This window comes from Streptomyces sp. NPDC058198 (genome assembly GCF_042882605.1).
Classification (GTDB): domain Bacteria; phylum Actinomycetota; class Actinomycetes; order Streptomycetales; family Streptomycetaceae; genus Streptomyces.
The window spans coordinates 1,201,020-1,214,482 of record NZ_JBHVVP010000001.1; the positions used below are offsets into that span (position 1 = coordinate 1,201,020).

At 68.9% G+C, this 13,463-nt stretch carries 9 protein-coding genes, 1 tRNA gene and 2 pseudogenes; 5 read left to right on the forward strand and 7 right to left on the reverse strand.

Annotated features, from left to right (window positions below):
- Window positions 1-39: 39 nt before the first annotated feature.
- Entirely contained in the window at window positions 40-1,233 is a 1,194-nt protein-coding gene (locus ACFVWW_RS05340) for a beta-propeller fold lactonase family protein (RefSeq protein ID WP_386876047.1), read from the reverse strand.
- A 579-nt stretch (window positions 1,234-1,812) separates the two neighbouring features.
- On the opposite strand from ACFVWW_RS05340, the gene ACFVWW_RS05345 reads away from it, so the two are divergent.
- Window positions 1,813-5,256, forward strand: coding sequence for a CARDB domain-containing protein (locus tag ACFVWW_RS05345; RefSeq protein ID WP_386876049.1), 3,444 nt, complete (start codon window positions 1,813-1,815; stop codon window positions 5,254-5,256).
- A 196-nt stretch (window positions 5,257-5,452) separates the two neighbouring features.
- On the forward strand, window positions 5,453-5,986 hold the full coding sequence (locus tag ACFVWW_RS05350; protein WP_386876051.1) for a putative immunity protein: 534 nt from the start codon (window positions 5,453-5,455) through the stop codon (window positions 5,984-5,986).
- Window positions 5,987-6,138: 152 nt separating this feature from the next.
- On the opposite strand, the pseudogene ACFVWW_RS05355 reads toward ACFVWW_RS05350, so the two are convergent.
- Window positions 6,139-6,297 (reverse strand): annotated as a pseudogene (locus ACFVWW_RS05355) (transcriptional regulator); the annotation flags it as partial.
- A pseudogene (locus tag ACFVWW_RS05360) lies at window positions 6,297-6,383 on the reverse strand (alpha/beta hydrolase); the annotation flags it as partial. The pseudogenes ACFVWW_RS05360 and ACFVWW_RS05355, both read right to left, overlap by 1 nt.
- A 57-nt stretch (window positions 6,384-6,440) precedes the next feature.
- Between ACFVWW_RS05360 and ACFVWW_RS05365 the strand changes: the two are divergent.
- Together ACFVWW_RS05365 and ACFVWW_RS05370 are read left to right on the forward strand one after the other, a co-directional pair.
- On the forward strand, window positions 6,441-7,211 hold the full coding sequence (locus ACFVWW_RS05365; protein ID WP_386876053.1) for an SDR family oxidoreductase: 771 nt from the start codon (window positions 6,441-6,443) through the stop codon (window positions 7,209-7,211).
- A gap of 147 nt (window positions 7,212-7,358) precedes the next feature.
- On the forward strand, window positions 7,359-7,517 hold the full coding sequence (locus tag ACFVWW_RS05370) for a hypothetical protein (RefSeq protein ID WP_386876055.1): 159 nt from the start codon (window positions 7,359-7,361) through the stop codon (window positions 7,515-7,517).
- 103 nt (window positions 7,518-7,620) lie between these two features.
- Here ACFVWW_RS05370 and ACFVWW_RS05375 read toward each other — a convergent pair.
- From ACFVWW_RS05375 to sucC, 4 genes are all read right to left on the reverse strand, one after another.
- Window positions 7,621-7,708, reverse strand: a tRNA-Leu gene (locus ACFVWW_RS05375).
- Between the two features lie 177 nt (window positions 7,709-7,885).
- The gene (locus ACFVWW_RS05380) at window positions 7,886-9,439 is read right to left on the reverse strand and encodes an aldehyde dehydrogenase family protein (protein ID WP_386876057.1); all 1,554 of its coding nucleotides are present in this window, start codon (window positions 9,437-9,439) and stop codon (window positions 7,886-7,888) included.
- Window positions 9,440-9,576: 137 nt separating this feature from the next.
- Window positions 9,577-10,479 (reverse strand): succinate--CoA ligase subunit alpha, encoded by a 903-nt coding sequence (gene sucD / locus ACFVWW_RS05385; RefSeq protein WP_384181452.1) that lies wholly within the window; start codon window positions 10,477-10,479, stop codon window positions 9,577-9,579.
- Between the two features lie 13 nt (window positions 10,480-10,492).
- Window positions 10,493-11,626 carry an ADP-forming succinate--CoA ligase subunit beta gene (sucC, locus tag ACFVWW_RS05390; RefSeq protein ID WP_384181450.1) on the reverse strand — a complete coding sequence of 378 codons (1,134 nt, stop codon included), beginning with the start codon at window positions 11,624-11,626 and terminating at the stop codon, window positions 10,493-10,495.
- Window positions 11,627-11,774: 148 nt separating this feature from the next.
- Between sucC and ACFVWW_RS05395 the strand changes: the two genes are divergently transcribed.
- Window positions 11,775-13,457, forward strand: coding sequence for a thiamine pyrophosphate-binding protein (locus tag ACFVWW_RS05395; protein WP_384181448.1), 1,683 nt, complete (start codon window positions 11,775-11,777; stop codon window positions 13,455-13,457).
- Window positions 13,458-13,463 lie beyond the last annotated feature (6 nt).

Below are 13,463 nucleotides of genomic sequence, written 5' to 3' on the forward strand. Positions count from 1 at the left end.
AGCTGCGCCGGGGCGCTTGCATGCTTCGGAAGGATGAGGTCAGCGCTGTTCGGCCTGCTCCTGCCGGCCCGCAGGCGCACCCGCGGCGTCTTCGTCGGTCCCGTTCCGGTGGTGGGGCCCGCAGCCGATCGCCACGCCCGTCGGGCCGGTGCCGACCCGGGTGGTGCGGATGACCCTGTTCCTGGCCGTATTGATCACTGACGCGTTGTTGGAGAGAAGATTGGTGACGTAAGCGCGGTCGCTGCGCTCGTCCACGGCAACTCCGACGGGCGCGGTGCCGACGCGGATGGTGCCGGTCACCGTATTCGTGGCGGTTCCGATCACCGACACATTGTTTGATGCCTGGTTGGCCACGTACACACGGCGGTGCCGGCCGTCGATGGCCACCCCGAACGGAGTACCGCCGACGGGGATGGTGGCGGTCACGGTGTTTCCGGCCGTATTGATCACCGACACGCTGTTCGAGCCCTGGTTGGTCACGTACGCACGGCCCCGGTCCACGGCGATTCCAGCGGGCGTGCTGCCGACGGGAACGGTGGCGATCACCGTATTGGTGGCCGTCCGGATCACCGACACCGTCCCGGACAGCATGTTGGTGACGTACGCCCGGTCGCGCTCATGGTCGACAGCGACCGCGAACGGGTTGCCGCCGACCGCGATGGTGGCGGTCACGGCGTTGGTGGCGGTATTGATCACCGACACCGTCCCGGCGGCCCGGTTGGCCACGTAGGCACGGCTGCGCCGGCTGTCGACGGCGATCCCGAACGGACCGCTCCCTACGGGGATGGTGGCGGTCACCCTGTTCCTGCTCGTATTGATCACCGACACATTGTTCGAGCCATGATTGACCACGAACGCGCGTCGTTGCCGGCCGTCAACAGCGACCTCGAACGGACTGCGCCCGACGCGGACCGTGTCGATGTCCCCGGCAGGATTGATCACTGACACGCTGTTCGAGCCCTGGTTGACGACATAGACGGGCCGTCCGCCTCTGCCGCCCTGCCCGCCGTCCCCGGCGTCGCTTTGAGCGGTCCCGTGCATCAGCTCCGCCGCATCGCGCGATGCCGGGACCGGTTCGGCCCCCGCCCAGGCAGGTGAAGTACCGAGCAGCGGGCCGGCAAACAGCGCCGCCGCGAGCCCCACCGCCCATGTTCCCCGCCGTGGGCACGGCGCCTTGCGGGGCCTCCGCTCCAGGGCTTTGGACTGCTGCGGCACGTTACGGGCGAGAGGCATCGTGTCTCCTGACAGGCTGTGGCTCGTCGTCGGAGCCGGGAAAGAAGATGGGGACGGCGCGGCGAGCCGATTCAGCCGTCATGGCTCGATCCGCCAGCAGCCATCCTGTGATGCCCCTTTGCCACTCGCCACGAGAGTTCGGCCAGAAGGACGCAGCGGCGGATCAACAGCCCCTTGCCGCCTCGCGAGCGGACCGAGCAGACCGCCCGGACCAAGCAGACGGTGCGAACCACGCGAAGAACGCGGACCCACGGGGATCCGCCCGAACCCGCGAGGACAAAGATCGCCCATCGGCCGATACGCGTACGAGCCCGGTCCCCGACCGCACGTAAATGATCATGTCGCGCCCCCGCGGACCGGCCGGGACACGCCAACCGGTCGATCGGCGTGCGGAAACCGTTGACAAACCGGTGACATGATTGCAACCTTTGACTCGCAAAAAACTGGGCAACTGGCTCAATTTTCTAAGAATCTTTCTGCAACTTCATGGCAGGTGCCCGACCTGCCTGCTCCGGTCCCACCGCTCGGCCCGGTCCTGCGGGCCGCCCGCGCTCTCGTTCCAACCGAACAGAGGACCCGATGAAACGGAAGCAGCCCATCCGGCGGCTGATCACCGGCATAGTCATGGCCGGCCTGATCGCCGTCGGGCTCTTGCCCATCTCCGCCTCCGCCTCCGCGGCCGAACGTCCCAACCTGTCCCTGGGCAGGCCGGCCTTGGCCGGCGGATCCGAGGGGAGTCATCCCGCCGCCAATGTCACCGACGGCAGCCAGGCAACGTACTGGGAGGGACCGTCCAACTCCTTCCCGCAGTGGATTCGGATCGACCTCGGCAGCGCCGTCAGCGTCGACCAAGTGGTGCTGAAGCTGCCGACCACGTGGGAAGCGCGCACCCAGGCCCTCAGCGTCCAGGGCAGCACCGACGGGACCACCTTCAGTACCCTCTCCGCGTCGCAGGGGCGGGCCTTCGCTCCGGCGTCGGCCAACACCGTCACCATCGACTTCCCCGTCGCGAGCGTCCGGTACGTACGGCTGAACATCACCGGCAACACGGGCTGGCCCGCCGCGCAGGTCTCCGAGTTCGGGATCTACGGCCCGCAGGGTGAGGACCCCGGCGAGGACCCGGGTGAGGACCCGGGCGCGGAGGACGGTTCCGATCTGGCCCGCGGCAAGCCGATCGAGGCGTCGTCGACGGTCCACACGTTCGTCGCGGCCAACGCCAACGACGACAAGCTCACCACGTACTGGGAGTCCGCCGGGCACCCGTCGACGCTGACGGTGAAGCTCGGAGCCGAAGCCGACATCACGTCGGTCGTGGTCAAGCTCAACCCCGACGCGGCGTGGGGTTCCCGTACTCAGAACATCCAGGTCCTCGGCCGCGCCCAGGGCGCCACCGGCTTCACTTCCCTGAAGGCCAGGGCCGACTACTCCTTCAACCCGTCGACGAACCAGAACTCGGTGACGATCCCGGTCACCGGGCGCGCCGCCGACGTGCAGCTCCAGATCTTCAGCAACACCGGCGCGACCGGCGGACAGGTCGCCGAGATCCAGGTCATCGGAGTCCCGGCACCCAACCCGGACCTCACGGTCAGCGCGCTGTCGTGGACCCCCGCCTCTCCGGTGGAGACCGACGCGACCACGGTGAGCGCGACCGTACGCAATGTGGGCACAGCGGCCTCCGGCGCCACCACGGTGAATGTCAGCGTGGGCGCAGTCGTCGCGGGCAGCGCCCCGGTGAGCGGGCTCGCCGCGGGAGCCTCGGCCACCGTCCAGGTCGCCGTCGGGAAGCGGGCAGAGGGCAGCTACAGGGTCACGTCCGTGGTGGACCCGACCGACACGATCGTCGAGCAGGACAACGACAACAACAGCTTCACCGCTACCGCGCAGCTGGTGGTCGGTCAGAGTCCCGGCCCCGACCTGCAGGTGCTCGATATCAGCTCCACCCCGCAGAATCCGGCCGTCGGCGCGGCGGTCCAGTTCACCGTGGCGGTGAAGAACCGCGGGACCACCGCGTCCGGCGTCACCACGGTCACCCGCGTGGGGGTGGGCGGCACCACGCTCAACACCAACACCCCGTCGATCGCGGCCGGCGCGACGGCCAATGTGAACGTCAACGGCACGTGGACCGCCACCAACGGCGGCGCCACCATCGTCGCCACCGCGGACGCGACCAACGTCGTCACCGAGACCAACGAGACCAACAACGCGTTCTCACGCTCGATCGTGGTCGGGCGCGGTGCGGCGGTCCCGTACGTCGAGTACGAGGCGGAGGCCGCCAGGTACCAGGGCACCCTGCTGGAGGCCGACGCGGAGCGCACCTTCGGGCACACCAACTTCGCCAGCGAGTCGTCGGGCCGGAAGTCGGTGCGGCTGAACAGTACGGGCCAGTTCGTCGAGTTCACCTCGACCAACCCGTCGAACTCGATCGTGGTGCGCAACTCCGTTCCCGACGCGCCGAACGGCGGCGGCGCGGAAGCCACCATCGGCCTCTACGTCAACGACACCTTCGTCAAGAAGCTGACGCTGACCTCCAAGCACAGCTGGCTGTACGGCGACACCGACGGCCCCGAAGCGCTGACGAACACGCCCCAGGCCGACGCCCGGCGGCTGTTCGACGAGTCGAACTCGCTGCTGCCGACGACCTATCCGGCGGGCACCAAGTTCAAGTTGCAGCGCGACGCGGGTGACAACGCCTCCTTCTACATCATCGACATGATCGACCTGGAGCAGGTGGCGCCGCCGACGAGCAAGCCCGCCGAGTGCACCTCGATCACGGCGTACGGGGCGGTGCCCAACGACGGGATCGACGACACGACCGCGATCCAGCGGGCGGTCACGGACAACCAGACGGACGTCATCGACTGCGTGTGGATTCCGGCGGGGCAGTGGCGGCAGGAGAAGAAAATCCTGACCGACGACCCGCTGGACCGGGGTCAGTACAACCAGGTCGGCATCAGCAACGTCACGATCCGCGGCGCGGGAATGTGGCACTCCCAGCTCTACACGCTGACCGAGCCGCACCAGGCGGTGGGCAGCATCAACCACCCGCACGAGGGCAACTTCGGCTTCGACATCGACGACAACACCCAGATCTCCGACATCGCCATCTTCGGCTCCGGCACCATCCGCGGCGGCCCGGGCGGCGCCGAGGGCGGGGTGGGCCTGAACGGGCGGTTCGGCAAGAACACCAAGATCGCCAACGTGTGGATCGAGCACGCGAACGTGGGCGTCTGGGCCGGTCGTGACTACGACAACATCCCGGCCCTGTGGGGGCCTGCCGATGGGCTTGAGTTCACCGGGATGCGTATCCGCAACACGTACGCCGACGGCATCAACCTCACCAACGGCGCGCGGAACTCGCGGGTGTTCAACTCCTCGTTCCGCACCACCGGCGACGACTCCCTGGCGGTCTGGGCGAACCGGTACGTCAAGGACACGACGGTCGACGTCGCGCACGACAACTCCTTCGTCAACAACACCATCCAACTGCCGTGGCGGGCCACCGGCATCGCGGTCTACGGCGGTTACGGCAACAAGATCGAGAACAACCTGGTCTACGACACGGCGAACTACCCGGGCATCATGCTGGCGACCGACCACGACCCCCTGCCCTTCTCCGGGCAGACCCTGATCGCCAACAACGCCCTCCACCGCACCGGTGGCGCCTTCTGGAACGAAGACCAGGAGTTCGGCGCCATCACGCTCTTCGCGGCGAGCCGGGACATCACCGGGGTCACCATCCGGGACACCGACATCTACGACTCGACCTACGACGGCATCCAGTTCAAGACGGGTGGCGGCACCATGCCGGGCGTAGTGATCAACAATGTGAAGATCGACAAGTCCAACAACGGCGCCGGCATTCTGGCCATGAGCGGCGCTCGCGGTGGGGCGACGCTGACCAACGTGACCATAACCAACTCGGCTGACGGCAACATCGTCACCCAGCCGGGGTCGGGCTTCGTGATCACGGGCGGTGCCGGAGCGGCAAGGGCACCGGATCGGAAGTCGGCTACCCGACGCTGAGATCCGAGCAGGTGCGGAGCGAGGCCGACCTCGCTCCGCACCTGCTGCTGTGCGGAACCGCCACCAGCCCCGCGCCGAGCGCGAGCAAGAGATCACCCGGCCACTCGTCCGGTCGGCCGAGCGCCGCGCGGAAAAGGGCGATGGGGATTCCCGACGGGTCTCCGCGACGACTGGCGACCTGCGGCAGGATTGAGCCGTGACAACTGAGCCGGACAAGATCGAGCTGAGCGAACACGAACTTCGTGAGGTCGCGGGCTACGCGGCTGATTGTGCGCGCAGGGCGCTGTCGATCTTCGAAGAGAATCTTCCTGATGACACGCGCCCTCGCGACGCCATCGACGCGGCGGAGACGTTCGCCGGGGGCGGCCGGCGCACGGGCGCTCTGCGGCAGAGCGGCTGGGCGGCGTACAGAGCGGCACAAGAAGCCGCTTCACCCGCTGCGGTCGACGCGGCGCGAGCGGCGAGCCACGCGGCCGGCGCCGCGTACCTTCATCCCAAGGCAAGCGCTCATCAGGTGAAACACATTCTCGGTGCGGCAGCCCATGCGGCACGAGCGGAAGAGCTGGCAGCCGGGGAAGACCAGCGTGTCGCTGCGGAAGCCCTTGAATGGGCGCGTCATCACGCACCGGCGGCGGTCACCGCGGTGCTCGGCCGTTTTCCCGCCGCACCTCCCGGAGGCGGTCGCGTAGGAGAGTTCATTCGCGATCTCGACGCCGCTCTGCGCGCCTGAGGGCGATCGGACACCAACGGACGCGGCGGGGCCGGGCGTTGGCCGGTTGAGCGCGGGGAAGCCCAACGGCCGATCGCCGAGGGAGCAACCGCGGTTGGCCGGCCGTTTCGGGCACCGCGAGTACCCGGCCGGTGCTCTGCGGGGCGGCTTCTTCACCGTGTCGGCGTGCCCGTCGCCCCTGTGGGAAATTCCTGACTGCCGAGTACGCGCAGCAGTTCCAGCCGCTCGCGGGTCTCGGCATCCACCGGGGTGAGCACCAGCAGCTGCTGGCCCTGGTCGGGAGTGACCAGGGTCTCGCAGTCCATCAGCACAACGCCAGGCTCTGGTCGCGCGGCACCAACTGGTCGTCCCACTGGACCAGGAACCGCACCGGCACGGTGATCCGCGCGGCGTCCTCGGTCAGCCCGTGCAGACCACCGGGCCGACGAGTCGTCAACAGCGAAGGAGACGTCACATGTCCAGCTCCGTAGCAGTGGTCACCGGGGCCAGCCAGGGTATCGGTCGCTCCACGGCGATCCGGTTGGCGCGGGACTTTTCCTCGGTGGTGCTCGTCGCACGCAACCGGTCCCATCTGGAGGACACCGCCTCCCAGGTGCAGGCGGCCGGGGCCGAGACCCTCGTCATCGACCTGGATCTCGCAGAGCCTTCGGCAGCCAGAACAGTGGTCGAGAGAGCGCGCGGGGCGTTCGGCCGGATCGACGCCCTGGTCAATATCGCCGGCGCGGTGCCGCAGATCGATCTGTTCGAGATGACTGACGAGCAGTGGGACGCGGGCATGGCCCTGAAGCTCCACGGTGCCCGGCGCCTGACCATCGAGGCGTGGCCGGCGCTGACCGAGACCAAGGGTTCCGTCGTGCTGATGTCGGGCAACTCCGCCATCTTTCCCAAGGCGCCCTATGCGGCCGTCGGCACGATCAACGCCGCGATTGCCGCCCTCGCGAAGGCCTTCTCCGACCGTGGCATCGCCGACGGCGTTCAGGTCAACAGCGTCATGCCCGGCGCGGTCATGACCGGCCGCCGCCGCTCCTATCTCGAACACTGGGCGCCGGCCCACGACATGACCGTCGAGGAGGCCATGGCCAACTTCCCGCAGGAAGCCGACATCGCACGCTTCGGCCGGCCGGAGGAGATCGCCGAGCTGATGGCGTTCCTCGTCTCACCGGCGGCTCGCTGGATGACCGGATCGACCGTGCGCATGGACGGCGGCGAGGTCAAGTCCGTCTGACCGACACGGTCCGTGTCCGGAGAGGGGGGGGTTGAGGGCCGCCGGGAGGTCCGGCACGCCGAAGGTTCTCGACCGCCTTCGCGAAAGCGCACCCCAGGCCGAACGTAAGAGCAACCAACATGCCCCGCACGACAGGGAGAAGAGATCATGGGACTCGCCTGGCAGCAGGCTCCGCTCGCGCATGGCGCGATCGGAAGGTTTCTGACGCCCGCCCCGCTTCAGCGGCTCGAACCCGAACCCGGACAAGGAGTGGTCTCCCACGGCATCGACCGCGGCCTCGACGCCGACGAGCCCCAGCACCCGTGAGCGCCTGCCAGGCTCATTGTCACCCCGGAAAGCAGCAGGTCCGGATAGAGGCGAACCTCTGTCCGGACCTGATCACTGCCGCATCTCCCCGTGGGGAAATCGCTGGTGTCCGAGGGGGGACTTGAACCCCCACGCCCGATAAAGGGCACTAGCACCTCAAGCTAGCGCGTCTGCCATTCCGCCACCCGGACGAGTGGTCGTACCGCGGCGTTCGGCCGCGGCGACATGGACAACGATACCAGGGGATGGAGGCGGTCCTCACCCGTATATCCGGTGGTCAGCGATCCGTAGCCGCTCGGCGTGGGTGTCGGGAGGGCCACCGCGGCGAGTCCGGGCTCGACGCGGTGGCCCTCCGGCAAACGGGTGTCCTACGGCATCAGGTGGTAATCGGGGAAGTTGCCCGGCGGGCGCTCCCCCGGGGGGCCGTCCGTCACGGCTCGTACGAAGAGCTCGCCGCCCACGAAGGCGCCTCGCCAGGAGTGGCCGAAGCCGCCGAAGAGCTCGTCACGGTCGCCGCGCGAGCGGGGCTTTCCGTGGCCGACCTTGAAGGCGCGGATCTGGGGGGAGAGCCGGGCGTACGTCGCCGGGTCGTCGGTGGACAGGGTCGCGACGAGGGCGCCGTTCGAGGCGTTCATCGCGGCCAGCAGTTCCGCCTCCGTATCGACCAGGACGATCGTGTCGACCGGGCCGAAGGGTTCCGCGTGGTGCAGCGGGGAGGACGGGGGCGGGGCCAGCAGGGTGACGGGCGGCAGGTAGGCGCTCGTGTCCTGGCCGGGGAGGAAGAGGCCGTCGGCCAGCGTGCCCTGGTGCAGCGGGACCGCGCCGCGGTCGATCGCCTCGGACACCTGGTCGTCGAGCTCCTTGGCCTTGGCCGCGTTGATGAGCGGTCCGAAGTCCAGTTCGGGCAGCGGGTCCTCGGGGAGCTGGACCGCCAGCGGATGGCCCAGCCGGATGGAGCGTACGGCTGGGAGGTATGCCGCGAGGAAGTCCGCGAAGAGCGAGCGCTGGACGACGAAGCGCGGGTACGCCGTACAGCGCTGCTTCCCGTAGTCGAACAGCTTGGGGATGACGGCGGTGAGCGCGGGCCAGTCGCTGTAGTTCCAGACGCCCCAGGTGTTGAGTCCCTCCTGTTCGAGGATATGGCGTTTGCCCAGGTCGGCGACTGCCGTGGCGATACCGGCGCCGGTGTCCCGGCCCCCGACGAAGGAGACGCAGCCGATCTCCGGCGAGCGGACGAGCGCCTCGGAGAGTTCGCCGCCGCTGCCGCTGACCAGGGTGACGGGGATGCCCTCGCGGACGGCGAGCGCGCAGGCCAGGGTCAGACAGGCCACTCCCCCGTCGGTCGGGGCCTTGGCGATCACCGCGTTGCCGGCCAGCGCCTGGACGAGCATGGCGTGGACCAGGACCGACATCGGGTAGTTCCAGCTGGCGATGTTGGAGACCGGTCCCGACAGCGGGGTCCGGCCCTCCAGCATCGGTTCGACGCCGTCGACGTACCAGCGCACGCCGTCGATCGCACGGTCGACGTCGGCCTGGGCGAGCCGCCACGGTTTGCCGATCTCCCAGACGAGGAGAAGGGCGAGCAGCTCTCGGTGTTCGGCGAGCGCGTCGAGCGTGGCCGTTACGCGGGCCTTGCGTTCCGCCAGCGGTACGTGTCGCCAGGCGCGGTGCTCGTCCAGACAGGCGCGCACCGCCTGCTGGGCGGTGGCGCCGTCCAGCCGGGGCGGCCCCGCGATGGGGCTGCCGTCGACCGGACTGGTGGCGGACAGGGCGCGGCCGTCGGACTGCCATCGCGACGCCCAGAGGTTGCGCACCCGGTCGTCGTGGAAGGCCTCCGGGGCGACGGCGAGACAGCGCTGCCACGCGTCGGACCAGGCCGTGCCGGGTTTGAGAGTGAGGTGGTGAGTGAGGGTGGGTGCCATTGAGGGTCTCCGCTCTGAGGAGGCGGGAGGTGCATGGCTCGGCCGCCGCGGCGGCAGCACACAGAGGTGTGGCCGCCGCGGCGTATCGCTGTTACTGGACGGTAGTGAGCCGGGTGGGTGGTGGCACGCACTCGCCATCAAGTATGAGTGACGTCACGCGACGCCGCGAGGCGGTCCAGCACCAGCCGCGCGGTCTCCGAGGGGGTCGAGCCGACCCGTACGCCGGCCGCCTCCAGGGCTTTCTTCTTGGCCTCCGCGGTGCCGGAGGAGCCGGAGACGATCGCTCCCGCGTGCCCCATGGTCTTGCCCTCGGGCGCGGTGAATCCGGCGATGTAGCCGATCACGGGTTTGGTCACATGCCCGGCGACATAGGCCGCGGCGCGTTCCTCCGCGTCGCCGCCGATCTCTCCGATGAGCACGATCAGCTCCGTGTCCGGGTCGTCCTCGAACGCGGCCAGGCAGTCGATGTGGGTGGTGCCCACGACGGGGTCGCCGCCGATGCCGACCGCCGAGGAGAAGCCGATCTCCCTCAGCTCGTACATGAGCTGGTAGGTGAGGGTGCCGGACTTGGAGACGAGGCCGATCCGGCCGGGCTTGGAGGCGATGTCCGCCGGGATGATGCCGGCATTGGACTGCCCGGGGCTGATCAGTCCGGGGCAGTTGGGGCCGACGATACGGGTGCCGCGCTCCCTGGCGTACGCGTGGAAGACGACGGCGTCATGGACGGGGATGCCCTCGGTGATGACGACGGCGAGCCCGATCCCGGCGTCCGCCGCCTCGATGACGGCTGCCTTGGCGAACGGCGGCGGTACGAAGACGACGGTGACATCGGCGCCGGTCGCCGCCATGCCCTCGCGGACGGAGCCGAAGACGGGCACGGCACGGTCGTCGAAGTCGACGCTGCGGCCCGCCTTGCGCGGGTTGACGCCGCCGACGATGTCGGTGCCGGCGGCGAGCATCCGCCGGGTGTGCTTCATGCCCTCGCCGCCGGTCATGCCCTGGACGAGGACCTTGCTCTCCTTGGTCAGGAAGATGGCCATGGTGTCCTTCTCCTTATCCGGCGTTCGCCAGTACGGCGGCCTCCCGGGCCGCCCCGTCCATCGTGGTGACCTGCTGTACGAGCGGATGCGCGCGGTCCGCGAGGATCGCGCGGCCGCGGGCGGCGCTGTTGCCGTCGAGGCGTACCACGAGCGGTTTGGTCAGCCGTACCGATTCCAGCGCCTGGACGATGCCTTCGGCGACGGCGTCGCAGGCCGTGATGCCACCGAAGACATTGACGAAGACGGAGTTCACGGCCGGGTCGGAGAGGATGACGGACAGACCGTCCGCCATCACCTGGGCGGACGCCCCTCCCCCGATGTCGAGGAAGTTGGCGGGGCGGGCGCCGCAGCCGGCGACCACGTCGAGGGTGGACATGACGAGGCCGGCGCCGTTGCCGATGATGCCGACCTCGCCGTCGAGCTTGACGTAGTTGAGTCCCTTGGCGGCGGCCGCGGCCTCCAGCGGGTCACCGTTCGGGTCGTGCTCGCCGTCGCCCCACCGCACTTGCCTGAAGCGGGCGTTGTCGTCAAGGGTGACCTTGCCGTCGAGGGCGAGAATCAGCCCATCTGGAGTGCGTACCAAAGGGTTCACTTCGACCAGCAGAGCGTCCTCGCGGACCAGCACCTGCCAGAGGGCCCGGAGTACGGGCACGGTGGCGGGCGGTAGTCCGGCGGCCGTCGCGATCTCGGCGGCCTTGGCTTCCGTGACCCCTTCCGCCGGGTCGACGGGGATCCGGGCCACCGCCTCCGGGCGGGTGGCCGCGACCTCCTCGATGTCCATGCCGCCCTCTGCGGAGGCGATGGCGAGGAAGGTCCCGGCCGCGCGGTCGAGGACGTACGAGACGTAGAACTCGGCCTCGATATCCACTGGTCGGGCGAGCATCACCTTCCTGACTGTGTGGCCCTTGATATCCATGCCGAGCATCTGACGGGCGGTCAGTTCGGCTGCCGCCGGGTCGGCGGCGAGCTTCACCCCGCCCGCCTTGCCCCGGCCTCCGGTCTTCACCTGAGCCTTGACGACCACGCGGCCACCGAGCCGTTCGGCGGCGAGTTTGGCCTCCCTGGCCAGCTCCACCACCTCGGCCTCCGGCACCGCGATGCCGTGGTCCGCGAAGAGTTCTCGTGCTTGGTGCTCGTACAGATCCATACCGGCTCCCTTTTGACGAAAGTGCCGCACGCCCCCTGGACACCATCCGCTGGATGCGGGATAACAAGTTTCATACAGTATTCGTCGACTGTATGCAATGTACCGGGAGGGCGCAGGCCCTCCCCTACGAAGGGACAGGGACTACCTCATGCCCGACGACAGCCAGGAACTCATCTCCGGTGGTCATCTGGTCGCCAAGGCCCTCAAAGCAGAGGGCGTAGAGGTCATTTACACCCTCTGCGGCGGCCACATCATCGACATCTACGACGGCTGCGTCGACGAAGGCATCGAAGTCGTCGACGTACGTCATGAGCAGGTAGCCGCGCACGCCGCGGACGGCTACGCCCGTATCACCGGAAAGCCGGGCTGCGCGGTGGTCACCGCGGGTCCGGGCACCACCGACGCCGTCACCGGTGTCGCCAACGCCTTCCGCGCCGAGTCCCCGATGCTGCTCATCGGCGGCCAAGGCGCCCTCACCCAGCACAAGATGGGTTCACTCCAGGACCTGCCGCACGTCGACATGATGACCCCGATCACCAAGTTCGCCGCGACCGTGCCGGACACGGCGCGCGCGGCCGACATGGTGTCGATGGCGTTCCGCGAGTGCTATCACGGCGCTCCCGGCCCGTCCTTCCTGGAGATCCCGCGCGATGTGCTGGACGCCAAGGTGCCGGTGGAGAAGGCCCGGATCCCCGAGTCCGGGCGCTACCGGGCCTCGACCCGTTCGGCCGGTGACCCCGAAGCCATCGAGAAGCTCGCCGACCTCCTCGTCCAGGCCGATAAGCCGGCCATCCTGCTCGGCAGCCAGGTCTGGACGACGCGGGGGACCGACTCCGCGATCGAGCTGGTGCGGACGCTGAACGTCCCCGCGTACATGAACGGGGCGGGACGCGGCACGCTGGCGCCGGGCGATCCGCACCACTTCCAGCTGTCCCGGCGCTACGCCTTCTCCAACGCCGACCTCATCGTCATCGTCGGAACCCCCTTCGACTTCCGGATGGGGTACGGAAAGCGTCTCTCGCCGAACGCGACGGTCGTCCAGATCGATCTCGACTACCGCACGGTCGGCAAGAACCGGGACATCGACCTGGGCATCGTGGGCGACGCGGGGCTCGTGCTCGCGTCGGTCACCCAGGCCGCGAGCGGCCGCGTCAACGGCGGATCGGTCCGGCGCAAGGCCTGGCTGGACGAGCTGCGCGCCGCCGAACAGACGGCGATCGAGAAGCGGCTGCCGCAGCTGAAGTCGGACTCCTCCCCCATCCACCCCTACCGGCTGGTCAGCGAGATCAACGAATTCCTCACCGAGGACTCGATCTACATCGGCGACGGCGGCGACATCGTCACCTTCTCCGGCCAGGTCGTCCAGCCCAAGTCGCCGGGCCACTGGATGGACCCGGGCCCGCTGGGCACCCTCGGTGTCGGCGTCCCCTTCGTCCTCGCCGCCAAGCAGGCGCGGCCCGACAAGGAGGTCGTCGCGCTCTTCGGCGACGGTGCGTTCTCCCTGACCGGCTGGGACTTCGAGACGCTGGTCCGCTACAACCTGCCGTTCGTCGGCATCGTCGGCAACAACTCCTCGATGAACCAGATCCGTTACGGCCAGAAGGCCAAGTACGGCGACGAGCGCGAGCGCGTCGGCAACACCCTCGGCGATGTCCACTACGACAAGTTCGCCCAGATGCTGGGCGGTTACGGCGAGGAGGTCCGCGACCCCGCCGACATCGCGCCCGCGCTCCAGCGGGCCCGTGAGTCGGGTCTGCCGTCGCTGATCAACGTCTGGGTCGACCCCGACGCGTACGCCCCCGGAACCATGAACCAGACCATGTACAAGTGAAGGAGC